Origin of the sequence: Streptomyces sp. A3M-1-3 (genome assembly GCF_024213665.1) — a bacterium.
GTDB lineage: Bacteria > Actinomycetota > Actinomycetes > Streptomycetales > Streptomycetaceae > Streptomyces.
The window spans coordinates 126,507-151,595 of sequence record NZ_JANAVP010000014.1; the positions used below are offsets into that span (position 1 = coordinate 126,507).

Below are 25,089 nucleotides of genomic sequence, written 5' to 3' on the forward strand. Positions count from 1 at the left end.
TAGGGGATGCCCGGCGCACTGGCAGGGCCCGCGCCCCCCGTCCACGCCCTACGAGCCGTACTTGGCGGTGTACTCCTCGGCCACTGCCCGCAGTTCGGGCTCCATCCACTCCGCGGCGACCAGTGTGCGCGGCAGCAGCTCACGCTCGGTGGTCACGGCCCGGAAGAGCAGGGCGACGGTGATGTCGTGCTCGGGCCGGTGCACGATCTCGACCGGGTCGCCCGCGCGGATCTCGCCGGGCCGGATGACGCGCAGCAGTGCCCCCGGTGCCGCGTCCCGGGTGAAACGCCGGACCCATCCCCGCTCGCCGAGTGAGCCCGCGAAGGTACGACAGGGAATACGCCCGCCGGTGACCTCGAGCACCAACTCAGGGCCGACGCGCCAGCGCTCGCCTATGAGCGCACCGTTCACATCGAGGCCGGCGGTGGTGAGGTTCTCGCCGAACGAGCCGTGCGCGAGCGGCCGCTCCAGCTCGCGCTCCCACCGGTCGAGATCCTCGCGCGCGAAGGCGTACACGGCCCGGTCGTCGCCGCCGTGGAACCGCAGGTCGCACACGGCGTCCCCCGCGACGCCGCTCGCCCCCACCCCCTTGGGGCCGGGGGCGGTCACCCGTACGGCCCCCTCGGCCGGCTGCTTGTCGATGCCGGTGCGGCCGGAGGGAGCGTCGGTGTACTCGACGGCCTCGGCACGTCCCAGATTCACGGAAAGAACTCTTCGAGAAGACAGCATGTGCGCCACGCTAAGCGATCGACCGCCAAAGCGTCGACGCGGTTTTCGCCTCTGCCCCCAAGCGTCGCTTATGCTCAAACTATGATCGAGGCCCGTCATCTCCGCGTGCTGCGCGCCGTGGCCGCCACCGGCTCCTTCTCCGCCGCCGCGCGGGACCTGGGCTGCACCCAGCCCGCCGTCAGCCAGCAGATGAAGGCCCTGGAGCACTCCGCGGGCACCCCGCTGCTGATCCGCACCGGCCGCGAGATGCGCCTCACCGAGGCCGGGGAGGCGCTGGTACGCCACGCCGCGGGCATCCTGGCCGGGCTGACGGCCGCCGAGGAGGAGGTCGCCGCGATCGCGGGCCTGCGGGCCGGCCGGGTGCGGCTGGTCTCGTTCCCCAGCGGTAGTTCCACGCTCGTCCCGACCGCGCTCGCCGCTATGCGCCGGGAACATCCCGGCACCCGGGTCTCACTCGTCGAGGCCGAACCGCCGCGCTCGGTCGAGATGTTGCGCGAGGGTGACTGTGATGTGGCGCTGGCCTTCCGTTACGGCACGACCGCCGTGGAGCGGGACGCCTGGGACGACCTCGTGGTCCGCCCCCTGCTCACCGACCGCCTGGTCGGTCTGGTTCCGGAGGGGCACCGGCTGGCGGAGGCGGACCGGCTGGGTATGGCCGAACTGGCCGAGGAGTCCTGGATCGCGGGCTGTCCGCGCTGCCGCCGCCACCTCGTCGAGGTGTGCGAGGACGCCGGCTTCACCCCGCGGATCGACTTCGCCACCGACGACTACCCGGCGGTGGTCGGGCTGGTCGGTGCGGGCCTCGGCGTGGCGGTGCTGCCTGAACTGGCGGTGGAATCGGTACGCCCGAGGGGGGCGCGGACCGTGGCGCTGGAGCCGTCCGTCCAACGCGAGGTGGTCGCCCTGACCCTCCCCGACCTGGCCCGGGTGCCCGCGGTCGCGGCAATGCTGGACCGGCTGGAGCGCGCGGCCGCGCGCTGACCACGGCGGCACGCCAAAAAACGGCCGTCTGCAGAAACGTTCCTTCAGTGGGTCGTCGTCGTGCCTCCCGCACTCGACGCCGAGATCAGCCGGTTGCGGGCGCGGCCCATCAGTTCCTCGCGCTCGTCCTCGGTCAGCCCGCCCCACACGCCGTACGGCTCGCGTACGGCCAGGGCATGGGCGGCGCACTCCGCGCGCACGGGGCACCGCATGCAGACCTCCTTGGCGGAGGTCTCACGCGCACTCCGGGCCGCGCCCCGCTCGCCTTCCGGGTGGAAGAAGAGCGAGCTGTCGACCCCGCGGCAGGCGGCGAGCAACTGCCAGTCCCAGAGGTCGGCGTTGGGTCCGGGAAGGCGGGAGAAATCTGCCATTGCTTGTCCCCTTGAAGCCGTTACTGAGGCGGATAAGGTGCCCACGACGGTACATCCACGGTGTGAGTAGATGTAAATATGACTCATGGCGAATCTAGTCCCAGACACCAGCGAAACGGAAGAATTGCAGCCAAATAGGGCATAGCTCCAGATGAAGGACAGATGGCTCGTGGCGCCCGCGGTGTGTCCGCTTCCTCACGTAGAGTGCTGAAGGTGTCCGTCCGACCCGTAACTCTTTCGAGTGACCGTCGTTGAGAGTGCGGAGGCGGTTGAAGGAACAAGCGCTCGGGCAGATGTCCGAGGGTGTCAACCGCACAGGTGACGATACGTACCCAGCCTGGAGGCTCAAGGTGACGCGCATCAGCTGCGGAGGGCGGCCATGACATCCGTCCTCGTCTGCGACGACTCCCCGCTTGCCCGAGAAGCACTCCGCCGTGCGGTCGCGACCGTGCCCGGCGTAGAGCGTGTGACGACGGCTGCCAACGGCGAGGAAGTCCTCCGCCGCTGGGGTGCCGACCGCTCGGACCTGATTCTGATGGACGTACGGATGCCCGGGCTCGGCGGTGTCGAGACCGTACGCCGCCTGCTCTCGGCCGATCCCGGCGCCCGCATCATCATGCTCACCGTCGCCGAGGATCTCGACGGTGTCGCGCTGGCGGTCGCCGCCGGTGCCCGCGGCTACCTGCACAAGGACGCCTCGCGCGCCGAACTGCGGGCGACCGTGACCCAGGCCCTCGCCGACCCGACCTGGCGGCTCGCGCCGCGCCGGCTGCGCTCGGCCGAGATGGGCGCCGCGCCCACCCTCACCGCGCGGGAGATCCAGGTGCTGGAAGGTATGAGCCACGGCCGGTCGAACGCGGAGATCGGGCGCGAGCTGTTCCTCTCCGAGGACACCGTCAAGACGCACGCGCGGCGGCTCTTCAAGAAGCTGGGCGCGTCGGACCGGGCGCACGCGGTGGCGCTCGGGTTCCGCTGGGGCCTGGTCCGCTAGGACCGTGTGTGCTGCCCCGGGGGTACGTCGTCGATCCCCGTCCGCCGGTCGGCGGGCGGGGTCTGCCGTGCCGGGAACGACCCTGCCGCGGAGCGGCATGTGTTGCCTCCGGCTCGATGCCGCATCCTTGAGGTGTGGAGTTCCTCGGGGACGATTCGGCCGAGCGGGAGGGGAGGGCGCACGAGATGACGTCCGGCGCGCCTGCTCATAACGCTTCGGTGCACGAAACAGGACGCGGTGCCACGGAACGTTCGGCACCAAGGCACCATGGACCGATGCGCGAAGACGAGGCAGTCACTGCCCATGGGGTCATCGGTGCCCTCGTCCACCGTGCGGTCGAGGGCGACGAACAGGCCACGCACGACCTGCTGGCCCGCGTGCACCCGCTCGCCCTGCGCTACTGCCGCACCCGGCTCTCCCGGCTGCCCGGCGATGCCCGGCACTTCGTGGAGGACCTCGCGCAGGAGGTGTGCGTCGCGGTGCTGATGGCGCTGCCGCGCTACCGGGACACCGGTCGGCCCTTCGAGGCCTTCGTCTTCGCCATCGCCGCGCACAAGGTCGCCGACCTGCAACGGGCCGCGATGCGGCACCCTGGGAGTACGGCCGTACCGTCCGACGAGATGCCGGAGCGGCCGGACGACTCACTCGGCCCCGAGGAGCGGGCACTGCTCAGCAGCGACGCCGAATGGGCCAAGAAGCTCCTCGCCAACCTCCCGGAGAACCAGCGCGAGCTGCTGGTGCTGCGGGTCGCGGTCGGGCTGACCGCCGAGGAGACCGGGCAGATGCTCGGGATGTCGCCGGGTGCGGTGCGCGTCGCTCAGCACCGGGCCCTGAGCCGGCTGCGGGCGCTGGCCGAGCAGTAGTCCGGCCGGCCGTACGGCGCACGACGCGGTAGGAACGTACGAAAATTCCTGCTGATCTTGTTCGTGGAATGGGACACGACAGGATCCCGTTAGCATGGACATCCGCGCTGAGCAAGACCATTTGGGAAGGTGTCATGACTGACAACGTCGACGGAGTACCCGGGAAATTCGCGACGCTCGGGCTGACCTACGACGATGTGCTGCTGCTGCCAGGCGCGTCCGACATGGCCCCGGACCAGATCGACACCTCGTCGTACATCTCCAAGAACGTCCGGGTGAACGTCCCGCTGCTGTCCGCGGCGATGGACAAGGTCACCGAGGCGCGGATGGCGATCGCGATGGCCCGTCAGGGCGGTGTCGGTGTGCTGCACCGCAACCTCTCCATTGCCGACCAGGCCAACCAGGTCGATCTGGTCAAGCGCTCCGAGTCCGGCATGGTGACCGACCCGATCACCGTGCACCCCGACGCCACGCTGGGCGAGGCCGACGAGCTGTGCGCCAAGTTCCGCATCAGCGGGGTGCCGGTCACCGACCAGGCGGGCAAGCTGCTCGGCATCGTCACCAACCGCGACATGGCCTTCGAGTCGGACCGCGGCCGCCAGGTGCGCGAGGTCATGACCCCGATGCCGCTGGTCACCGGCAAGGTCGGCATCTCCGGTGTGGACGCCATGGAGCTGCTGCGTCGCCACAAGATCGAGAAGCTGCCGCTGGTCGACGACGCGGGCATCCTCAAGGGCCTCATCACGGTCAAGGACTTCGTCAAGGCCGAGAAGTACCCGAACGCCGCCAAGGACAAGGGCGGCCGACTGCTCGTCGGCGCCGCCGTCGGTGTGGCGGGCGACGCGTACGAGCGTGCCCAGGCGCTGATCGAGGCGGGCGTCGACTTCATCGTCGTCGACACCGCGCACGGCCACTCCCGGCTGGTCGGCGACATGGTCGCCAAGATCAAGTCGAACTCGTCGGTGGACGTCATCGGCGGCAACATCGCCACCCGCGACGGTGCCCAGGCGCTGATCGACGCGGGCGTGGACGGCATCAAGGTCGGCGTCGGCCCCGGCTCCATCTGCACCACCCGCGTGGTCGCCGGCATCGGCGTCCCGCAGGTCACCGCCATCTACGAAGCCTCGCTCGCCGCCAAGGCGGCCGGCGTCCCGGTCATCGGCGACGGCGGCCTGCAGTACAGCGGCGACATTGCCAAGGCCCTGGTCGCCGGCGCGGACACGGTGATGCTGGGCTCGCTGCTGGCCGGCTGCGAGGAGTCGCCGGGCGAGCTGCTCTTCATCAACGGCAAGCAGTTCAAGTCGTACCGCGGCATGGGCTCGCTGGGCGCCATGCAGTCGCGCGGCCAGGCCAAGTCGTACTCCAAGGACCGGTACTTCCAGGAGGGCGTCGGCACCGACGACAAGCTGGTCCCCGAGGGCATCGAGGGCCAGGTGCCCTACCGCGGCCCGCTCTCCGCGGTCGTCCACCAGCTGGTCGGCGGCCTGCGCCAGTCGATGTTCTACGTCGGCGGCCGGACGGTGCCCGAGCTTCAGGACCGCGGCCGGTTCGTCCGGATCACGGCGGCCGGGCTCAAGGAGAGCCACCCGCACGACATCCAGATGACGGTCGAGGCGCCGAACTACACCAGGCGGTAAGGCTCGCCGCCGCGGCAAGCGCAGCGAGGGGGCGGCCCGGGATTCCGGGCCGCCCCCGCGTTGCGCGCGACCCGTCCGCCCACCGGTCGCCGAGACGCTTCCGCGCGCCCGTCGGGGATACTGGACACGCAGACCAAGAGGGAAAGGCCACACACGTGACTGAGATCGAGATCGGGCGCGGCAAGCGCGGCCGCAGGGCGTACGCGTTCGACGACATCGCCATCGTCCCGAGCCGGCGCACCCGGGACCCGAAGGAGGTCTCGATCGCCTGGCAGATCGACGCCTATCGTTTCGAGCTTCCGTTCCTGGCTGCTCCGATGGACTCCGTCGTCTCGCCGCAGACCGCGATCCGCATTGGTGAGCTCGGCGGCCTGGGTGTGCTGAACCTCGAGGGCCTGTGGACGCGGTACGAGGACCCGGAGCCGCTGCTCCAGGAGATCGCCGAGCTGGACGAGGGCCGGGCCACCCGCCGTCTCCAGGAGATCTACGCCGCCCCCATCAAGGCGGACCTGATCGGGCAGCGCCTCAAGGAGGTGCGCGACTCGGGTGTCGTCACCGCGGCCGCGCTGTCGCCGCAGCGCACGGCCGAGTTCTCCAAGGCCGTCGTCGACGCCGGTGTCGACATCTTCGTGATCCGCGGGACGACCGTCTCCGCCGAGCATGTGTCGGGCGCCGCCGAGCCGCTCAACCTCAAGCAGTTCATCTACGAACTCGATGTGCCGGTCATCGTCGGCGGCTGCGCCACGTACACCGCCGCGCTGCACCTGATGCGCACCGGCGCCGCCGGTGTCCTCGTCGGCTTCGGCGGCGGGGCCGCGCACACCACCCGTAACGTGCTGGGCATCCGGGTGCCGATGGCGACCGCGGTCGCCGATGTCGCGGCGGCCCGCCGGGACTACATGGACGAGTCCGGCGGCCGGTACGTGCACGTCATCGCCGACGGCGGAGTGGGCTGGTCGGGTGATCTTCCCAAGGCGATCTCCTGCGGCGCCGACGCGGTGATGATGGGCTCGCCGCTGGCGCGCGCGACGGACGCGCCGGGCCGCGGATTCCACTGGGGCATGGAGGCCGTCCACGAGGACGTGCCGCGCGGCAAGCGGATGGACCTGGGTGCGGTCGGTACGACGGAGGAGATCCTGCTCGGCCCCTCGCACGTCCCGGACGGGTCGATGAACTTCTTCGGTGCGCTGCGCCGGTCGATGGCGACCACGGGCTACAGCGACCTCAAGGAGTTCCAGCGGGTCGAGGTGACGGTGGCGCCGTCGCAGCACGACGGCCCGCGCTGAGGGCCCGTACGTCCCGTACGCCTCGTACGTACGCCGGAAGGGCCCGTACCGCATCGCGCGTACGGGCCCTTCCGTGTGCACTGCGTGCGGCGTCAGCCGCCGAGCTTCTTGGTGATGACGAAGCCCTCGTAGCCCGCGATGGCGAAGAAGAGAACGCTCATGAAGTCGCTCTCTTCCTTCCACGCCTCGAAGAGACGGGTGAACTCGGAGGTGAACAGCTCGGTGAGGGTGACCGGCGTACCGGCGAGCTCGGACCACCAGCTCATCATGAGGGCGTAGCCGAACATCTGGCCGAGGAAGACGCCGAGCAGAGCGAGCGGCACACCCGCGATCGGGAGGATCGGGTTACGGCCGCCGAGCTTGCCGAGCGCGACACCGACGAGGGCGCCGACGCCGAGGGCGAGGAAGCCGATCTCGCTGTAGCTGCCGTCCTCATCGGCCATGGCACGCATGATGCCGCCGTAGGCGAGGGCGCCGACGACGGCGGCGACGAGGCCGGCCACCAGGCCGAGCGCGACGTTGTTGCGGACCGGGGCCGGGGCCGGGGCGGGCGGGACGGCGCCGTCGGCGAACGGATTGCCGGCCGGCGGAACGGACTGGCTCATGCTGAAGATCCCCCCAGGGACTGAATGCGCACAGCTGTACGAGTTGCGGCTGTGCGGGAAGTGACGCCGCAGGCTAGCAGGCCCTTCGGACGGCGCCGCCACGCATTTCCCGGCAGCCACTCAGCCACGGCGTCTGCGCAGCCAGGCCCGGACGGTCGGCACCGCACAACACGCGGTGAAGAACCAGAAGAGGACGAGCGCGGTCCAGTCCGGGGTGGGGCTGAGGGAGGTGTCGAACTCCGCGGCCGTGAGGATCAGCGTGAACGTGCCGACCACAGCGCTGAGGATCGTGAGCATCCACAACCGGGCCGACCCCTGCCCATCCCCGCCACGCGCGCCGGCCCCGCTGCCCGACCGGTCCTTCGACTGGGGCCGGGGCTGCGGGATCCGCTCCGGGGCGCGGGCCGGCATGCGTACGACGGCCTCCGCCGGTATGCCCGAGTCCAGGTGGGCCACATCCTGTGGCGTGAGCCGGTACAGGGTCGGCTCGACGGTCAGTGAGAACCCGTCGTGGCCGGTGAGGCGCCGGCCGCCGTCGGGAAAGGCGTGCACGGCGGCGCTGGGCTTCGTTCGCCTCAGAGCCGGTGCGCCGCGCCCGCCGGACTCGCTCCTCTGGTGTCAAGCAGCAACTGGGCCTTTACGGCGAGCCCTTGGAGGTCGTACGTGCGGTGGTGCTGGAGCAGGATCGTCAGGTCCGCGTTGGCCGCGGCCTCGTAGAGGGAGTCCGCGCGCGGGACCGGCTGGTCGCGGACGCGCCAGTCGGCGACGTACGGATCGTGGTAGCTGAGCTGGGCGCCCAGGTCGATCAGGCGGGAGGCGATCTCGTGGGCGGGTGAGCCCTGCTGGTCGGCGAGGTCGGGCTTGTACGTGACGCCGAGGAGCAGGACGCGGGCCCCGCGGGCGGATTTGCCGTGCTCGTTGAGGAGGGTGGCGCAGCGTTGGATGACGTACTGCGGCATGCGGTTGTTGATCTCCTGGGCGAGTCCGACCATGCGCAGCGGGTGGCCCGGCGTGCGGCTGGTGTGCGGGAGGTAGTTGGGGTCGACCGGGACGCCGTGGCCGCCGACGCCGGGGCCGGGGCGGAAGGCGTGGAAGCCGTACGGCTTGGTCTCGGCGCAGCGGATGACGTCCCAGAGGTCCACGCCGAGGTCGTGGCAGAGCACCGCCATTTCGTTGACCAGGGCGATGTTGACGTGCCGGTAGTTGGTCTCCAGGAGCTGAACCGTTTCCGCTTCGCGCGGGCCGCGAGCGCGGACCACCTTGTCGGTGAGGCGGGCGTAGAAGGCCGCGGCCGATTCGGTGCAGGCGGGGGTGAGGCCGCCGATGACCTTGGGGGTGTTGGAGTAGCCGTGGGTGCGGTTGCCGGGATCGAGGCGGCTGGGGGAGTACGCGAGGTGGAAGTCGCGTCCCGCCCGGAGGCCGGAGCCCTGTTCGAGTACCGGCCGCAGGAATTCCTCGGTGGCGCCGGGATAGGCGGCCGATTCCAGGATCACCGTGGTGTGCGGGCGCAGCCGCGCGGCGAGTGCGCGGGCGGCGTTCCCGACGGCGGACAGGTCGGGCGCCCGGTCGGGCCCCAGCGGGGTCGGGGCGCAGATGACGGCGGTACGGACCCTGCCCAGCTCGGCCGGGTTGGTGGTGGCCCGGAAGCCGGCCGCGGACATCCGGCGGATGTCCGCTGCGGACAGCGCGCCACCGCAGGGGGAGGGGCCGGTGTCGTATCCGATGGTCTCGATGCCGGCGGTGACGGCAGCCTGGGCGAGGGGCAGGCCGAGGTGGCCGAGTCCGATGACGGCGAGATCTGCGGGCATGGCGTTGGCCGTCCTTCCCTTAACCGGAGGGGACAGAGAGCGCAAGTCCTGTGGACAGAACGAGCGAGCGCAATGTCAGACTAGGCGTAAATATGACCGATATGCCGTATTGCGCGGCGGCGGTCACGGGAGTGTTGTCCACAGGCGGTGGCTGACTCGGGCAAGCCCGGACAGAATCGTGAGGGTGGGGGCTATGAGCGGGACCACCCCGATCAACGGGAGGCAGCAGTGAGGACAGCGACACTGGGACCTGCGGAGCGTGCGGAAGCGCTTGCCGCGATGGCCGAGCGTGAACTGGACGTGCTGGTCGTGGGCGCGGGGGTGGTCGGCGCCGGCACCGCGCTCGACGCCGCGACCCGCGGGCTCGCGACCGGACTGGTGGAAGCGCGCGACTGGGCGTCGGGCACGTCGAGCCGGTCGAGCAAGCTGATCCACGGCGGGCTGCGCTATCTGGAGATGCTGGACTTCACGCTCGTACGGGAGGCTCTGAAGGAGCGCGGGCTGCTGCTGGGGCGGCTGGCGCCGCACCTGGTGAAGCCGGTGCCGTTTCTGTACCCCCTCCAGCACAAGGGCTGGGAGCGTTTCTACGCCGGATCGGGCGTGGCGCTGTACGACGCCATGTCGGTGTCCTCGGGCCACGGGCGCGGACTGCCGGTGCACCGGCATCTGACGCGCACGCGCGCGCTGCGGGTCGCGCCCTGCCTGAAGAAGGACGCGCTGGTGGGCGCGTTGCAGTACTACGACGCCCAGATGGACGACGCGCGCTATGTGGCGACCCTGGTGCGTACGGCGTCGGCGTACGGCGCGGAGGTCGCCAACCGGGCCCGGGTCATCGGTTTCCTGAGGGAGGGTGAGCGGGTCGTCGGGGCGCGCGTACAGGACGTGGAGGGCGGTGGGGAGTACGAGATCCGGGCCAAGCAGATCGTCAACGCCACCGGGGTGTGGACAGATGACACGCAGGCGCTGATCGGGGAGCGCGGGCAGTTCCACGTACGGGCGTCCAAGGGCATCCACCTGGTGGTGCCCAAGGACCGGATCCACTCCACGACCGGGCTGATCCTGCGGACCGAGAAGTCCGTGCTGTTCGTGATCCCGTGGGGCCGGCACTGGATCGTCGGGACGACGGACACGGACTGGGACCTCGACAAGGCGCATCCGGCGGCTTCGAGCGCCGACATCGACTACCTGCTGGAACACGTCAATTCGGTGCTCGCGGTGCCGCTGACGCGGGACGACGTCCAGGGGGTGTACGCCGGGCTGCGGCCGCTGCTGGCCGGGGAGTCGGAAGCGACAAGCAAGTTGTCGCGCGAGCACACGGTGGCGCATACCGTGCCGGGGCTGGTGGTCGTGGCGGGTGGCAAGTACACGACGTACCGGGTGATGGCCAAGGATGCGGTGGACGAGGCGGTGCACGGGCTGGACCAGCGGGTCGCCGACTGTGTCACGGAGGATGTGCCGCTGGTCGGGGCGGAGGGGTACAAGGCGCTCTGGAACGCGCGGGCCCGGATCGCGGCCCGGACGGGGCTTCATGTGGCGCGGGTGGAACACCTGTTGAACCGGTACGGCTCGCTGACGGAGGAGCTGCTGGAGCTGATCGCCGCCGACGCGTCGCTGGGTGAGCCGCTGAGTGCGGCGGACGACTACCTGCGGGCGGAGGTGGTCTACGCGGCCTCGCACGAGGGCGCGCGGCACCTGGACGACGTACTGACGCGCCGGACACGGATCTCGATCGAGACGTTCGACCGGGGGACGCGCAGCGCGCGGGAGTGCGCCGAGCTGATGGCGCCGGTGCTGGGCTGGGACAAGGAGCAGATCGAGAAGGAGGTCGAGCACTACAACAAGCGCGTGCAGGCGGAGCGGGAGTCGCAGCGGCAGCCGGACGACCTGACGGCGGACGCGGCGCGGCTCGGCGCGCCGGACATCGTGCCGCTGTGAGGATCTAGGCGGTTTCCGGCCGGTCTGGCCGGAAACCGCCTGGTGCCACCGGTGGACCCCGCACATTCACCGGTCCCGGGGTGGGGGACAATGAAGGTTCTGCCAGGGCGGGTTACTGCTACTCCCGGGCTCGCAGAGCCGAAGGAGCACCGCGGGCGAGGCACAGGATCGCAGAGGGGACGCATGTCGGAGGCGGAGCAGGCGCGGGGGCCCCAGCAGGACAAGAACCGGCCCGAGGGCGAGGCCGCGGCCGGCCAACGACCGGCGGATATGGACGCGGTCGACGCGCGTCAGGCCGACGGCCGGGCCGAAGCCCCGGCCCCGGCCGGTGGCGCGCCCCCGGCCGGTGGCGCGGCTGACGCCGACGGTTCGGCCGAGGTTCCGGGCGGTGGCATGGGTGACGCGGACCGCCCTGCCACGGCTCCGGCTCCGCCCGATGGCGCGGCTGACGCCGACGGTTCGGCTGCCGACGGTTCGGTCCCGGCTGAAGTCGTGGCTGATGCCGACCGTGCGGGCGAGGTTTCGGGCAGCGGCGGGCCCGAGGGCGGGGACAAGGCCGTTCCCAGGGACCCCGTGGAGGGGGACCGGGATGACGAGCCGACCGGCGGTGGTGACCGCCGCCCCGGCGGCGTTGGCGCGCCGCTTGCAGGTGATGGCGCCGCGGACCGTGGCCCCGGCGACGACGAGGACCGCACCGCCTCCGCCCGCGATGCCGACGAGCAGGCCCCAGGCCGTTCCTTGGGTGACGTTGAGGGCCGGGTGGGGGACAAGGGTGGTTCCGCCGGCCCTGATGGGCAACCGGGCGAAGGTTCGGTCGAAGGCCGTGGTGAGGACCGTCCCTTGGGTGACGGTGAGGGCCGCACGGCCGTGGCCGGGGGTGCTGGCGAGGCCGGCGCAGGGCGTGGTGAGGGTTCCGGGAGCCCGGAGGTGGAGACGGGGCAGGGCTCGGGCCGCCTCGGCCAGAAGCGTTCGGGTGACGGCGGCGAGGGTGGTGCGAACCGCAGTGCGGACCGCGGCGCCGAGGAGGGTGGGCGGCTTCTTGCGGGGCGGTATCGGCTCGGGGCCGTGCTTGGCAAGGGCGGTATGGGTACCGTCTGGCGGGCCGTGGACGAGACCCTCGGCCGCACCGTCGCTGTCAAGGAGCTGCGGTTCCCGACGAACATCGACGAGGACGAGAAGCGCCGGCTGATCACCCGGACCCTGCGCGAGGCGAAGGCGATCGCCCGTATCCGCCACAACGGTGCGGTGACCGTCTTCGACGTCGTGGACGAGGACGACCGGCCCTGGATCGTCATGGAGCTCATCGAGGGCGCCTCGCTCGCCGAAGTCATCCGTGAGAAGGGCACCCTGAGCCCCCATCGGGCCGCCGAGGTCGGGCTCGCCGTCCTGGACGTGCTGCGTTCCGCGCACCGCGAGGGCATCCTGCACCGCGATGTGAAGCCGTCCAATGTGCTGATCGCCGAGGACGGCCGGGTCGTGCTCACCGACTTCGGTATCGCGCAGGTCGAGGGTGACCCCTCCGTCACCTCGACCGGCATGCTCGTCGGCGCCCCCTCCTACATCTCGCCCGAGCGCGCCCGCGGTCACAAGCCCGGCCCGCCCGCCGACCTGTGGTCGCTGGGCGGCCTGCTGTACGCCTCGGTGGAGGGCATTCCGCCGTACGACAAGGGTTCCGCGATCGCGACCCTGACCGCCGTTATGACCGAGCCGCTCGACCCGCCGAAGAGCGCGGGAGCGCTGGAGGAGGTCATCTACGGGCTGCTGGCCAAGGACCCGCAGCGGCGGCTCGACGACGCGGGCGCCCGTGCGCTGCTGAACGACGTCGTCAACGCGCCCGAACCGGTCGCGGAGCCCGAGCCGGAACCGGCCGGCGACGCGACCCGGGTGGTCGTCCTCCCGCCCGTACCGCCGGAGGACAGGGCGGCGCAGCCGAAGGGTGCGGCGGCCGCGGAGCGGATGCGCGGGGCGCTGCAGTCCGTACGCAACGCAGCCGCAGCAGCCGCCGCCTCCGCCGAGCCCGGGCCCAAGCCCGCCGCGCGGGCGCCGCTCACGGACGTGGTGTCGCGCCGCACGCTCGCAATCGTGGCGGTCGTGGCGGTGCTCGCCATACTCGGCACGATCCTCGCAGTCGCGCTCGGCGGCAACGGTGACGAGCCGGGCGGCCAGGACGGCAAGTCCAAGGACGACAAGGCCGCGTCCAGCGGGGCCACTGCGGGCGGTGACGACCCGGACAAGGGCACGGGCACGGGCACAGGCACGAACAAGGGCACGGGCAAGGAAGCCGACAAGGACAAGGACAAGGGCACGGGCGCCGGTACGGGGGACGCCTCCGACGGCGGGAAGACCGGCGGTTCCTCGGACAAGGTCACGCTGCCCGACGGGTACAAGACGGTCACCGACAGCCGTTTCCACTTCACCATGGCGATGCCGGCCGGCTTCAAGCGCACCGCAATAGCGGGCCAGAACTCCGGCGGCATCTACAGCGAGTCCGGCGGATTCCCGCGTATCCAGATCGACTTCAACGACAGCCCCACCGACGACGCGGCCCTCGCCTGGGCACAGCTCGCGCCCGCCGTCGCCGGCAGCAGCAGCGGCTACAAGCTGCTCGGCATCGGGAAGGTGCAGTACAAGGGCTACCCGACCGTCGCCGACTGGCAGTTCGAGCGGAACCAGAGCGGCGAGCGGGTCCGGATACTCAACCGCGGCTTCAAGGTGGACGCCAGGCACGGTTACTCGATCATGGTCACCTGCAAGCAGAGCGAGTGGGACGGCGCGGAGTGCCGGACGCTGCGCAAGACGGCGTTCGACACGTTCCGGCCGAAGGACTGAGCACGTTCGGGGCCGGGTTGCGTTGACCCGGCGGCGCGGACGGGTGTTGCCACGTATCGTGAGAGCTCGCGGACCGTACGCAGCCGCAATGGGCCGGTAAACGACCGGAATTGGCCCTTTTCTGTGGCTGTCGGACGGCGGCGGGCACCGGGGGAACAGCGCGCTCTGGGGAGGCGTCGTGGACGACTATGCGGGACGGGTACTCGCCGACCGCTACCGCCTGCCCCTGCCCCCGTCCGACGAGTACGAACTCGTGGAGACGCGGGCGTTCGACACCTACAGCGGGCAGGAAGTGCTCGTCCGGCAGGTGATGTTGCCCGAGGTCGTGGACGCGGAGATGCTCGACGGGGACGGGCTGCCGGCCCCGCGGCGGGCCTCCGGGCGCACCACGCGGCGCCCCACCGATCCCGCCGTACGGCGGGCGATCGAAGCGGCCCAGGCCGCCGCGCAGATACCCGACCACCCCCGGCTCGACCAGGTCTTCGACGTGTTCGCGGAGGGCGGTTCGCTCTGGATAGTGAGCGAGCTGGTGGCGGCGCGGCCCCTCGCGGCGCTGCTCGCGGAGAAACCGCTGAGCCCGTACCGGGCGGCCGAGGTCGCCTCGGACGTACTCACCGCGCTGCGTGTCCTGCACGCACACGGCTGGACTCACCGGAACATCACCGTCCGCACGGTGCTGGTGTGCGACGACGGCCGGGTCGTGCTGACCGGCCTGGCGTCCGGCGCCGCCGAAGAGGCGCTGTGCGGCTACGACCCGGTCCCCGCCGCGGAACCGGTCGTCGAGGCCACCCCCGTACCGTCGGCCGAAGCCGCCGCGGCGCCGGACAGCGCGGTGTCGTACGGCGGCCAGTACCGCACCGGTGGTGACCTGGGTACGGCCGAACCGGCGGAGCTGCCCGGCGCGCGCACCGCGCTGCCGCCGGGGGCCGGGGCGGCGGCGGACGTCCGCGCCGCCCGTGCCGGGGCCATCGCCGCGTACCGCGCAGGAGCCCGCGCCGCCGCCCGGGTCGGCGAGGAGCAGCCCGGCGGCACCGGCAGCCTGCCCGTCCAGCGGCCCGCACCGCCGGAGAGCGAGGGCCGCGCGCCGGGCTCCGCCGCGCCCGAGGGGTACGCGTATCCGTACGGCGGCGCCCGGCCCGGCGACAGCCTGCCCAGGAGTACGGACCGGCGCCGGACCGGCGAGCACGAGGTGCCCGAGCTGCGACGGGCGGAACTGGCCGGCACCTGGAGCGACGAGGCACGGCACGGCGGCAGCGGCAGCGCGCCTGGCCGCAGTGGCAGCGCGGCTGGAAGCGGCCGCAGCGGCAGTGGCTCCTGGCACGGAGCCGCGCCCCGGGGCGGCAGTGCCGGGGAAGGTCTGCGGGCCGACCAGCGCCGTCAGGCGCACGCCGCGCTGGAGGCCCCCGCCCCGCCCGAGCGGACCAGCGGGACGGACGCCGCCGCACCGCCCCAGCGCGCCGCCGGCACGGGGGCCGCACCGCCCGCGCGGACCGGCGGTGCGTGGGCGGCCACACCGCCCGCGGGGGCCGGCAGTACGGGGGCGGCTGCGCCGTCCGGCCGGACCGGCGGTACGTCCGCGCCCGCCGGAGGGTGGGACGAAGTCGTCGCCGGAGCGCGCAGCCCCGGCTACCGCGGGCCCGCGACCCCGCTCGCCGCCGAGCGGGCCCGGCAGACCCGGATCGCCGTCGTCGGGGCCGTCACCGAGCGCTGGGCGCCCGAGCAGGCCGGTCCCGTACACGAGAACTGGCAGCTGGCCGCGCCGGTCGGTCCCTCGACAGACCTGTGGGCGCTCGGCGCACTGCTGTTCCGCGCCGTACAGGGGCACGCCCCCTACCCGGAGGAGAACGCCGCAGAACTCGTCCAGATGGTCTGCGCCGAACCGCCCGCCTTCGCGGAGGAGTGCGGACCACTGCGTCCCGTGGTCGAGTCGCTGCTGCGCCAGGACCCCACCGAGCGACCGGACTTCGAGGAGCTGCGCGGCTGGCTGCGTTCGCTCGTACGGTCCGCTCCGGAGCCGGAGGCCGGCGCCCAGGTGGTGCCGGTGCCCTCGCTGGACGGCACCCGGCTCCCGGTCGTACGGCGCCGCGGCGAACTCGTACGCAGACGCCGCGCGGCCTCGCCCGCGGTTCTGCACGGCCGGCACCGGCAGCGCAAGACCAGGGCCAGGCCCGAGCGCGCGCGGCGGCAGCGCGGGCCCAGGTCGCTGGGCCGGATTCTGCTGCTGCTGGTCCTGCTCGCCCTGGCGGCCGTTGTCGCGTACGCGGTGATGTTCATGCCCAAGGCGGAATCGGACGGAGCGGGCGGGGAGGGCGCGCAGCAGCGGCCCGGAGCGGTCGGACCGAGCCGTTCCGCGCCCGCCGACTCGCAGCCGGAGCAGCAGCCCGGCACATCCGGGCCGTCGAAGAAGCCCTCCTCCCAGCAGCCGCAGACGACCGTGCCCGCCGGCGGCCTGGCCGAGGGGTACGTACTCCGCAAGGACCAGGAGGGGTTCCAGGTCGCCGTGGACCGGGACTGGCGGCGACGCCCGCTCAACGACAGCGGCCAGGTCCGGTACACCGGCGGCGAGTACGAGCTGATCATCGTTCCCGGCCGGGACACCGTGCGGGACAACGGCACGGATCCGATGGCGTACCAGCGGGAGAAGGAGCGCGAGCTGCAGCCGTTCCGTGACTCCAGCTGGGCCACCTCCACCGGGGTGCGGCAAGTCGTCGTGGGGCAGCGGGTCATGGCGGAGGGGCAGTACACGTGGGCGGACAGCAGCGGCCGGGAGGTGTACGTCCGCAACCTTGCCACGGTCGTGGACGGCCGCTACCACGTCGTCATGGTGATCGGCCCCGAGTCCGGCCGCGACGAGGTGAGCGAGATCTTCGAACAGGCCACCGCCACCTACCGCGCCACGAGCTGAGAAGCGACCGGAAAGCAGCGAACACCCCTGGCTGCGACCGGCGATACGCGCTGAGTCACGGACTGAGTCACAGTGCTGTCTCCGTGAGTGCTCCGCTGTTCCGTGGCCGTATTTCGCTCCGTAACCTGGCATCCGAAGGAACAGGGCGGGGGCACGTGGATCACAGGACAGGCGCGGGCACGATGCTCGCCGGCCGGTACCGGCTGGGCGAGAGCATCGGCAGCGGTGGCATGGGCAAGGTATGGCGTGCCCACGACGAGGTACTCCACAGGACCGTCGCGGTCAAGGAACTGACGGCGGGTCTGTACGTCGCCGAGGCCGACCGGATCGTCCTGCACGCCCGCACCCAGAAGGAGGCGCGAGCCGCGGCCCGGATCGCGCACCCGGGTGTCGTCACCGTCCACGACGTGCTCGAACACGACGACCGGCCGTGGATTGTCATGGAGTACATCGACGGCCCCTCGCTCGCCGACGCCGCCAAGGCCGCGGGCCGGATCGAGCCGCGGGAGGCCGCCCGCATCGGACTGCACGTCCTCGGCGCGCTGCGCGCCGCCCACTCGGCGGGCGTACTGCACCGGGACGTCAAGCCCGGCAACGTCCTGCTCGCGAAGGACGGGCGGGTCCTCATCACCGACTTCGGGATCGCCGCGATCGAGGGCGACTCCACGATCACGCGGACCGGTGAACTCGTCGGCTCCATCGACTATCTGGCGCCCGAGCGGGTGCAGGGCGGCGATCCTGGACCGGCCTCCGACCTCTGGTCGCTCGGCGCCACCCTCTACACGGCCGTCGAGGAGCGCTCGCCCTTCCGCCGCACCTCGCCGATCTCCACGCTCCAGGCCGTCGTCCACGACGAGCCGCCGCCGCCGCGGCACGCGGGCCCGCTGGCCACCGTGATCATCGCGCTGCTGCGCAAGGAACCGGCGGACCGTCCCTCGGCCGCCGAGGCCGAACGCATGCTGCTGGACGCCATGGAGGGGCGCGCACCGAAGGCGGCCCAGGCGTATGTGCCGACGCAGAAGGTGCCGGCGGAGTACGTCCAGGCGGCGACCGCCCAGCCCGCAGCCCCGGCCACCGGGCCGACCGTGCCCACCGCGCCCGCCACGCCCGCCACGCCCGCTGTACGGAGGAGCCGCTTCCGGCGGGCGGCCGTGGTGGTCGTTCTCGCGGCGCTGGTCGGGGGTGGTGTCGGACTCGGCGCGATGAAGTACGCCGACGGCAGCGATGGTTCGAGCAGCGGCGCGCAAGGGGGCACGCAGACCGGGACCGGCCGGGAGACCGGCCAGGAGACCGGCCCGGACGCGGTACCGGCGGGCTGGCAGCGGGTGACCGATCCCGAGGGCTTCAGCCTGCTCGTACCGGACGGCTGGAAGCGCCGGATGGACGGCGACCAGATCGACTACACGCCGGACGACGGCAGGCACCGGATCAGGATCGGGATCGACGACAGCCCGGACTTCGAGAACCCGTACATGCACATGCTGAACGTGGAGAAGACGGTCAGCACCCGGCTGCCCGGCTACAAGCGGGTCAAGCTCAACCAGAACACCTACCGGGACCAGGTCAGGTCCGCGCTCTGGGAGTTCACCTGGACCGAGTCGAAGGACCACCCCGGGCAGCGGCGAGCCATCGACCAGATGTACTACGGGGACGACGGCACCGAGTACGCGATCTACATGTCGGGGCCGGTGGACGACTGGGAGACGACCCGGGATCAGTTCGACACCGTCCTGCGCGGCTGGCAGCCTTAGCTCATGCCGGAGGAGCGCCATGACAACAGCCGCCTGATCGCGGGGCGTTACCGGCTGGGAGCCCGGCTGGGGCGGGGCGGTATGGGGACCGTGTGGCGGGCCACCGACGAACTGCTCGGCCGCGAGGTCGCCGTCAAGGAGCTGCACCTCGACCATGCGTCCACGGGGCTTTCCGCCGCGCTGCGCGAGGCCCGCACCGTCGCGCAGATCAAGCACCCCCACGTGATCGTCCTGCACGACGTCGTCGAGGAGGACGAACGGCCGTACCTGGTCATGGAGCTGGTCGACGGCGGCTCGCTCGCCGACCGGCTCGCCACCCAGGGTCCGGTCGACACGCGCGAGGCCGCCCGGATCGGACTCGCCTTGCTGGGCGCGCTGCGCACGGCGCATGCTCGCGGAGTGCTGCACCGGGACCTCAAGCCCGCCAACGTCCTGATGGAGGCGGGCAGCGGCCGTGTCGTGCTCACCGACTTCGGGATCGCGCAGGTCAGCGGCGCGACGACCCTCACCGAGACCGGTTCCTTCGTCGGCTCTCCCGAGTACACCGCGCCCGAGCGGATGCAGGGCGCCAAGGCCGGCCCGGAGGCGGACCTCTGGTCGCTCGGGGTACTGCTGTGCACCGCGCTCAGCGGTGAATCGCCGTTCCACCGGGACTCGCTGGGCGGTGTCCTGCACGCGGTCGTCCAGGACGAGATCCGCCCGCCGGCCGCCGCGGGCCCGCTGCTCCCGGTCGTACGAGGGCTGCTGGAGCGGGACACCGCGCGGCGCATCGACGCGACGGAGGCCGAGCGCCTGCTGCGGGCGTACGTGACGACCGGGCGCTCCCCCGCGTACACGCCCACCGACCGGGTGGTCGCGGCGGAGGTCCAGCCGAACCTCCGGCCGGACGTCCCGCCGAACCTCCGGCCGGCTCCGCGTCCCTGGACGCGTAAGCGCACTGTGCTGATCGCCGTCCTGCTGGTCGTGGCCATCGGCGGGGCGGGCGCCGCGGTCGCCGCGCTGCTCCCCGGGCGCGGTGACGGCGGCGGGGACGACGGCCGGGCGGGCGCAGGGCCGAGCCGTACGCTGCCGGTCGCGCCCACCCGTGCGGCCACGCCCACGCACGCGTCCGTACCCAGCCGCGCGACCGCCACCGCGACCGCCACCCCCACCGCGACAGCGACCGCCACGGCGACTGTCTCCGCGCCCGTGGCCCCGGCGGGGTACCGGATCGTGGCCGATCCGCAGGGCTTCACCCTCGCCGTACCGGAGGGCTTCACCCGCTCCACGGACGACAAACGGGTCTTCTACACGTCGCCGGGCGACGTCACCCGCATCGGTATCCGCGTCCAGCCGTCCGGCCCCGGCGGCCCGCTCGCCGAGATGAACCGGTCGCACGCCGATGGCCCGTCCAACACCCCGGGCTACCGCGACGGCCGGGTCAGCGGGACCACCCGCAACGGACTCCCGGCCGCGTTCTGGGAATTCACCTGGAACGGTTTCACCGCGGCGGAACGCCAGACGGGTGGCCGCCACACGTACGACATCTGCTGGGAGGAGGGCGGCCTGCTGTACGACGTGTGGGTGTCCGCTCCGGTCGGCAGCCAGGACGAGGCCAGAGCGCACTTCGACGCCGCACTCGATTCCTTCACACAAGGCTGAGCCTTGGCGGCTCCCATGACGAGCCGCTGATCAGGGCCTTTGTGCCAGCAGCCACTGGCGCGGTCAACGGCACGGTCAAAAAGTGTTACCGCCGGGTACCCAAAGCCTTCCAATCGTCATACGCTCACCGCCATGACGGACTCGCAGGCCCCCGCCTCCCTCAGCAGCGGCCCTCTCGGCACCAACCCCGTAGCCACCACCCCGGCAGGTGCGCGCACCGCCGCCGATGTGGTCACTCCCGAGGTCGTCGCGCAGCTGACACGCGGCGTGACCGGCTCGGGCCGGACCGCCAACCACAGCCCCTTCACCGGGGAGAAGCTCGCCGACCTGCCCGAGTCCACCCCCGAGGACGTCGCCGCCGCCTTCGAGCGGGCCCGCAAGGCCCAGCCGGTGTGGGCGGCCACGCCCGTACGGCAGCGGGCCGCGGTCCTGCTCCGCTTCCACGACCTGGTACTGGAGCGGCAGGCCGAGGTACTCGACCTCATCCAGCTGGAGACCGGCAAGGCCAGGCTGCACGCCCACGAAGAGGTCCAGGCCGTCGCCGTCGCCGCACGCCACTACGGGCGTAAGGCGCCGTCGTATCTGAAGCCGAAGCGCCACGCCGGCGCCGTGCCGACCCTCACCAAGGTCACCGAGCTGCGCCAGCCGCGCGGGGTCATCGGCCAGATCGCCCCCTGGAACTACCCCTTCGAGCTGTCCGTCGGCGACGCGCTGCCCGCCTTCGTCTCCGGCAACGCCGTCGTGATGAAGCCCGACACCGAGACCGCGCTGACCGCCCTGTGGGCCCGTGACCTGCTGATCGAGGCCGGTCTGCCGGCCGAGGTCTTCCAGGTGGTCCTGGGCGAGGGTCCGGTCGTCGGCCCGGCGGTCGTGGGGCACGCCGACTACGTGTCGTTCACCGGCTCCACGCGCACCGGCCGCGAGGTCGCGCAGGGCGCGGCCGCCCGGCTCGTCGGCGTCTCCCTCGAACTCGGCGGCAAGAACGCCATGCTGGTCCTCAAGGACGCCGACGTCGAGAAGGCCGCGGCCGGCGCGGTGCGCGCCTGCTTCTCGTCCGCCGGACAGCTGTGCATCTCCATCGAGCGGTTGTACGTCCACGAGTCCGTCGCCGACGCGTTCGTCGAGCGCTTCGCCACCCGTACGAAGGCCATGCGGCTCGGCAACGCCCTCGCGTACGGAGCCGACATGGGATCGCTCGTAGGCGAACGCCAGCTGGAGACAGTACGGCGGCACGTCGAGGAGGCCGTCGCCAAGGGCGCCACACTCGTCGCGGGCGGAGTCGCCCGCCCCGACATCGGCCCGCTCTTCTTCGAGCCCACCATCCTCGACGGCGTCGAGGCGCCGATGGCCGTGTGCACCGAGGAGACCTTCGGCCCGGTCGTCTCAATCTACCGCTTCAGCGACGAGGACGAGGCGGTCGAGCTCGCCAACGCGACCCCGTACGGCCTCAACTCCAGCGTGTGGACGAAGGACGGCAAGCGCGGCCACGCGGTCGCCGCCCGGCTGCGCACCGGCACGGTCAACATCAACGAGGGGTACGCACCGGCGTACGGCAGTGTCCAGTCGCCGATGGGCGGCATGAAGGACTCCGGCCTCGGCCGGCGGCACGGCTCCGAGGGCATCCTCAAGTACACCGAGGCCCAGACCGTCGCCCATCAGCGGCTGATGCCGATGGCCCCGTCCTTCGGGATGGACGACGAGAAGTACGCGGCGTTCATGAGCCGCAGCCTGCGGGCCATGAAGGCGTTCCGTCTCCGCTAGTTCCTGATCAGGAGAGCCGATGTCACAGGACACCCATGCCCAGGACGATGACGACGCGTCGCACGACGCGTCGTACGACTACGACGTCATCGTGGTCGGATCCGGTTTCGGCGGGGCCGTGTCCGCGCTGCGGCTGACCGAGAAGGGGTACCGGGTCGGGGTGCTGGAAGCGGGCCGCCGCTTCACCCGCGAGACCCTCCCCAGGAACTCCTGGGACATCAAGAACTACCTGTGGGCTCCCGCACTCGGCCTGTACGGCATCCAGCGCGTGCACCTGCTCGGCAATGTGATGGTGCTGGCGGGCGCGGGCGTCGGCGGCGGTTCGCTCAACTACGCCAACACCTTGTACGTACCGCCTGCGGCGTTCTTCGAGGACCGGCAGTGGGCCGGGATCACGGACTGGCAGGACGAGCTGTCGGCGTACTACGACCAGGCCAAGCGGATGCTGGGCGTACGGCTCAACCCGACCATGACGCCCTCGGACGTGCACCTGAAGGCCACCGCCGAGGCCATGGGCGTCGGCGACAGCTTCCATCTGGCCCCGGTCGGCGTCTTCTTCGGCGACGGCCAGGACGCCGAGGGGTCGTTCACGGCCCGGCCCGGCGCGGCGGTCGACGACCCGTACTTCGGCGGCGCCGGACCCGCCCGTGCCGCCTGTACCCAGTGCGGCGAGTGCATGACGGGCTGCCGGCACGGCGCGAAGAACACCCTGAACGAGAACTACCTCCACCTCGCCGAGCGGGCGGGCGCCGTCATCCACCCGATGACCTCGGTCGTCGGGCTGACGGACGACCCGGCCGGCGGCTACCAGGTCTCCACGGTGCCGACCGACGCGCGCCGGAAGGCGAAGCCGAAGGTTCTGCGGGCCCGACAGGTCGTCGTCGCGGCCGGTACGTACGGCACGCAGACGCTCCTGCACACCATGAAGGACCGCGGGCTGCTGCCCCGCATATCGGCCAGGCTGGGCGAGCTGACCCGTACCAACTCGGAGGCCCTGGTCGGCGCCCAGACCGACAACCGCCGCTACCGCAAGCGGCACGGCGTGAAGAAGGCGGACTTCACCCAGGGTGTCGCGATCACCTCGTCGATCCACCCCAACGCCACCACCCACATCGAGCCGGTCCGGTACGGCAAGGGCTCCAACGCGATGGGCGCGATGTCCATCCTCCAGGTGCCGTACAGCGGCCGGCGCGTGCTGGGCTGGCTAGGCAACGTCACCCGCCACCCGCTGCTGCTGCTCCGCTCGCTTTCCAACCGGCGCTGGTCGGAGCGGACCATCATCGGCCTGGTCATGCAGTCGGTGGACAACTCCCTCACCACCTACCGCAAGGCGGGCGGCATCGGGAAGGGCCTGCTCACGGCCCGTCAGGGGCACGGCGCGCCGAACCCGAAGCAGATCGCGGAGGCGACGCGGGCCGCGACGCTCCTCGCGGAGGAGATCAACGGATTCGCGGGCAGCAATGTCGGCGAGCTCATGGGTACGCCGCTGACCGCCCACTTCCTGGGCGGCTGCCCGATCGGCGCCGACCCGGAGCACGGGGTCATCGACCCGTATCACCGGCTGTACGGCCACTCGGGCATCTCGGTCGTCGACGGCTCGGCGGTCTCCGCCAACCTGGGCGTGAACCCCTCGCTCACCATCACCGCGCAGGCCGAGCGCGCGATGTCGTACTGGCCCAACAAGGGCGAGCGCGACCCGCGCCCGGAACAGGGCGCGGCCTACACGCGGCTCGCGCCGGTCGAGCCGCACCGGCCGGCGGTCCCGAAGGACGCGTTCGGCGCGCTGAAGCTGCCGCTGCTGGCGGTACCGAAGGTCCCCGCGAAGAAGCGGAAGTAACGCGGACGCGCGGACAGCAGAAAGGGGCTGCACTCCCCTCCGAGTGCAGCCCCTTCGCTCTGTTACGGGTTACGCGTTACGCGGCAGCGCCCTCGTCGCCCTTACGGCGCTTGACGGCGAACATCACGCCGGCACCGGCGAGGATGGTGATACCGCCGATGGCACCGATGGTCGGCAGCATCGAGGAAGAACCGGTCTCGGCGAGGTTGCCCGAGACGTTGCTCGCCGTGTTGGTGACGGGCTTCTCCGCCGGAAGCGGGACCTTGCCGCCTTCCTGCGGCTTAGTGCCGTCGGTGTCCGTGCCGGAGCTCACGATCTGGAACTTCCAAGCGGTCTCGCCGCCACCGAGGCAGTTCTCCTCGGCGTCGTAGTACAGACCGGCGCCGAGTGTGAAGCCGACGCCCACCGGGGCGTTGGCCTTGACATTGAGGCGCAGCGGGATGTTGACCTCGTGGCCGGGCTTGAGCTCGTTGGACTGGCCGACCCAGCCAGTCGAGTCGCCGTAGTCGTTGAGGTCTTCCCAGGCCTCCATCTCATAGTTGTACGACTGGAGAACGACCTTCTTGGTCGAGAAAATGTTGTCCCCGAACTTGTCGGCAGAGGCAGCGGCGAAGTAGTCGATCTCGGACACGATGGACTTCGACGGGTTGTGCACGTTCAGGTTGAACTCGTGCCAGCCGCTGCCTGCGGCGATCTTGCCGGGGAGGCCCTTGAACGTGAGGTCGAGCTTCGACTCCTCGCAGAACATGGGCTCCTCGCCCAGTTCCTCGCCGTCCTCTTCCTCGTCGCCCTCGCCGGGCTTGGCCGGGTTCTCGGGCTTGGTGTCGTCGCCGGGCTTGGCCGGGTCCTCGGGCGTGGTGGTGCCCGGGTCCGCGGGGTCCTCCGGCTTGGTGTCGTCGCCGGGCTCGGCCGGGTTCTCGGGATTGGTGTCCTCGCCGGGCTTGGCCGGGTCCCCGGGCGTGGTGGTGCCCGGGTCCGCGGGGTCCTCGGGCGTGCCGGTGCCAGTGCCACCGGTCGTAGTGGTCGTCGTCGTGGGGTTGTCCGTCGCGTACGCAGCCGGGGCCGCGAGCAGTGCGGCCGGGGCGATGACAGCCGTCGCGGCCGCAAGGGCCATGGCGCGGCGAAGCTTCATGAAGACCTCAGTGAAGTCTGGCGTGCC

General features: G+C 71.7%; 19 protein-coding genes. 12 read left to right on the forward strand and 7 right to left on the reverse strand.

Annotated features, from left to right (window positions below; genetic code table 11):
- Positions 1-48: 48 nt before the first annotated feature.
- Entirely contained in the window at positions 49-729 is a 681-nt protein-coding gene (locus NLX86_RS18110; protein ID WP_254372744.1) for an MOSC domain-containing protein, read from the reverse strand.
- Positions 730-810: 81 nt separating this feature from the next.
- Between NLX86_RS18110 and NLX86_RS18115 the strand changes: the two genes are divergently transcribed.
- Positions 811-1,710 (forward strand): LysR family transcriptional regulator, encoded by a 900-nt coding sequence (locus NLX86_RS18115; protein WP_254372745.1) that lies wholly within the window; start codon positions 811-813, stop codon positions 1,708-1,710.
- Positions 1,711-1,754: 44 nt separating this feature from the next.
- Here NLX86_RS18115 and NLX86_RS18120 read toward each other — a convergent pair whose 3' ends face one another.
- Positions 1,755-2,081 (reverse strand): WhiB family transcriptional regulator, encoded by a 327-nt coding sequence (locus tag NLX86_RS18120; RefSeq protein ID WP_254372746.1) that lies wholly within the window; start codon positions 2,079-2,081, stop codon positions 1,755-1,757.
- 379 nt (positions 2,082-2,460) lie between these two features.
- Here NLX86_RS18120 and NLX86_RS18125 point away from each other — a divergent pair, with 379 nt between their 5' ends.
- The 4 genes from NLX86_RS18125 (at position 2,461) to NLX86_RS18140 (ending at position 6,858) form a co-directional block, all read left to right on the forward strand.
- Positions 2,461-3,072 carry a response regulator transcription factor gene (locus NLX86_RS18125; protein WP_003948568.1) on the forward strand — a complete coding sequence of 204 codons (612 nt, stop codon included), beginning with the start codon at positions 2,461-2,463 and terminating at the stop codon, positions 3,070-3,072.
- A gap of 275 nt (positions 3,073-3,347) precedes the next feature.
- Positions 3,348-3,935 (forward strand): sigma-70 family RNA polymerase sigma factor, encoded by a 588-nt coding sequence (locus NLX86_RS18130; protein WP_254372747.1) that lies wholly within the window; start codon positions 3,348-3,350, stop codon positions 3,933-3,935.
- Between the two features lie 134 nt (positions 3,936-4,069).
- Positions 4,070-5,572: an IMP dehydrogenase gene (guaB, locus tag NLX86_RS18135; protein WP_254372748.1), complete on the forward strand. Its 1,503-nt coding sequence runs from the start codon at positions 4,070-4,072 to the stop codon at positions 5,570-5,572.
- Between the two features lie 155 nt (positions 5,573-5,727).
- Positions 5,728-6,858 (forward strand): GuaB3 family IMP dehydrogenase-related protein, encoded by a 1,131-nt coding sequence (locus NLX86_RS18140; RefSeq protein ID WP_254372749.1) that lies wholly within the window; start codon positions 5,728-5,730, stop codon positions 6,856-6,858.
- Between the two features lie 92 nt (positions 6,859-6,950).
- On the opposite strand, the gene NLX86_RS18145 is transcribed toward NLX86_RS18140, so the two are convergent.
- The 3 genes from NLX86_RS18145 to NLX86_RS18155 form a co-directional block, all read right to left on the reverse strand.
- Positions 6,951-7,463 (reverse strand): hypothetical protein, encoded by a 513-nt coding sequence (locus NLX86_RS18145; RefSeq protein ID WP_254372750.1) that lies wholly within the window; start codon positions 7,461-7,463, stop codon positions 6,951-6,953.
- A 120-nt stretch (positions 7,464-7,583) separates the two neighbouring features.
- A complete protein-coding gene (locus NLX86_RS18150) occupies positions 7,584-8,015 on the reverse strand; it encodes a hypothetical protein (protein ID WP_254372751.1) in 432 nt (143 codons plus the stop codon).
- A gap of 23 nt (positions 8,016-8,038) precedes the next feature.
- Positions 8,039-9,271, reverse strand: coding sequence for a nucleotide sugar dehydrogenase (locus NLX86_RS18155; RefSeq protein ID WP_254372752.1), 1,233 nt, complete (start codon positions 9,269-9,271; stop codon positions 8,039-8,041).
- A gap of 228 nt (positions 9,272-9,499) precedes the next feature.
- Here NLX86_RS18155 and NLX86_RS18160 point away from each other — a divergent pair, with 228 nt between their 5' ends.
- Entirely contained in the window at positions 9,500-11,206 is a 1,707-nt protein-coding gene (locus NLX86_RS18160) for a glycerol-3-phosphate dehydrogenase/oxidase (protein WP_254372753.1), read from the forward strand.
- Between the two features lie 66 nt (positions 11,207-11,272).
- Here NLX86_RS18160 and NLX86_RS18165 read toward each other — a convergent pair whose 3' ends face one another.
- Entirely contained in the window at positions 11,273-12,004 is a 732-nt protein-coding gene (locus tag NLX86_RS18165; protein ID WP_254372788.1) for a hypothetical protein, read from the reverse strand.
- 129 nt (positions 12,005-12,133) lie between these two features.
- Here NLX86_RS18165 and NLX86_RS18170 point away from each other — a divergent pair, with 129 nt between their 5' ends.
- The 6 genes from NLX86_RS18170 to NLX86_RS18195 all read left to right on the forward strand — a co-directional run bounded on the left by NLX86_RS18170 (position 12,134) and on the right by NLX86_RS18195 (position 23,930).
- On the forward strand, positions 12,134-14,035 hold the full coding sequence (locus tag NLX86_RS18170) for a serine/threonine-protein kinase (RefSeq protein ID WP_374213906.1): 1,902 nt from the start codon (positions 12,134-12,136) through the stop codon (positions 14,033-14,035).
- Between the two features lie 178 nt (positions 14,036-14,213).
- Positions 14,214-16,940 carry a protein kinase gene (locus NLX86_RS18175; RefSeq protein ID WP_254372754.1) on the forward strand — a complete coding sequence of 909 codons (2,727 nt, stop codon included), beginning with the start codon at positions 14,214-14,216 and terminating at the stop codon, positions 16,938-16,940.
- Positions 16,941-17,122: 182 nt separating this feature from the next.
- Entirely contained in the window at positions 17,123-18,691 is a 1,569-nt protein-coding gene (locus NLX86_RS18180; RefSeq protein ID WP_254372787.1) for a serine/threonine-protein kinase, read from the forward strand.
- Positions 18,692-18,694: 3 nt separating this feature from the next.
- Positions 18,695-20,332 (forward strand): serine/threonine-protein kinase, encoded by a 1,638-nt coding sequence (locus NLX86_RS18185; RefSeq protein ID WP_254372755.1) that lies wholly within the window; start codon positions 18,695-18,697, stop codon positions 20,330-20,332.
- 132 nt (positions 20,333-20,464) lie between these two features.
- A complete protein-coding gene (locus tag NLX86_RS18190) occupies positions 20,465-22,093 on the forward strand; it encodes a succinic semialdehyde dehydrogenase (RefSeq protein ID WP_254372756.1) in 1,629 nt (542 codons plus the stop codon).
- A 19-nt stretch (positions 22,094-22,112) separates the two neighbouring features.
- Entirely contained in the window at positions 22,113-23,930 is a 1,818-nt protein-coding gene (locus NLX86_RS18195) for a GMC oxidoreductase (RefSeq protein WP_254372757.1), read from the forward strand.
- A 76-nt stretch (positions 23,931-24,006) separates the two neighbouring features.
- Here NLX86_RS18195 and NLX86_RS18200 read toward each other — a convergent pair whose 3' ends face one another.
- Complete coding sequence (locus tag NLX86_RS18200; RefSeq protein WP_254372758.1) at positions 24,007-25,062, reverse strand: LAETG motif-containing sortase-dependent surface protein; 1,056 nt, start codon at positions 25,060-25,062, stop codon at positions 24,007-24,009.
- Positions 25,063-25,089: the final 27 nt, after the last annotated feature.

Coding starts and splice junctions, on each gene's coding strand:
- NLX86_RS18110 (WP_254372744.1), bottom strand. CDS start 729: ATGCTGTCTTCTCGAAGAGTTCTTTCCGTGAATCTGGGACGTGCCGAG.
- NLX86_RS18115 (WP_254372745.1), top strand. CDS start 811: ATGATCGAGGCCCGTCATCTCCGCGTGCTGCGCGCCGTGGCCGCCACC.
- NLX86_RS18120 (WP_254372746.1), bottom strand. CDS start 2,081: ATGGCAGATTTCTCCCGCCTTCCCGGACCCAACGCCGACCTCTGGGAC.
- NLX86_RS18125 (WP_003948568.1), top strand. CDS start 2,461: ATGACATCCGTCCTCGTCTGCGACGACTCCCCGCTTGCCCGAGAAGCA.
- NLX86_RS18130 (WP_254372747.1), top strand. CDS start 3,348: ATGCGCGAAGACGAGGCAGTCACTGCCCATGGGGTCATCGGTGCCCTC.
- guaB (WP_254372748.1), top strand. CDS start 4,070: ATGACTGACAACGTCGACGGAGTACCCGGGAAATTCGCGACGCTCGGG.
- NLX86_RS18145 (WP_254372750.1), bottom strand. CDS start 7,463: ATGAGCCAGTCCGTTCCGCCGGCCGGCAATCCGTTCGCCGACGGCGCC.
- NLX86_RS18155 (WP_254372752.1), bottom strand. CDS start 9,271: ATGCCCGCAGATCTCGCCGTCATCGGACTCGGCCACCTCGGCCTGCCC.
- NLX86_RS18180 (WP_254372787.1), top strand. CDS start 17,123: ATGCTCGCCGGCCGGTACCGGCTGGGCGAGAGCATCGGCAGCGGTGGC.
- NLX86_RS18185 (WP_254372755.1), top strand. CDS start 18,695: ATGCCGGAGGAGCGCCATGACAACAGCCGCCTGATCGCGGGGCGTTAC.
- NLX86_RS18190 (WP_254372756.1), top strand. CDS start 20,465: ATGACGGACTCGCAGGCCCCCGCCTCCCTCAGCAGCGGCCCTCTCGGC.
- NLX86_RS18195 (WP_254372757.1), top strand. CDS start 22,113: ATGTCACAGGACACCCATGCCCAGGACGATGACGACGCGTCGCACGAC.
- NLX86_RS18200 (WP_254372758.1), bottom strand. CDS start 25,062: ATGAAGCTTCGCCGCGCCATGGCCCTTGCGGCCGCGACGGCTGTCATC.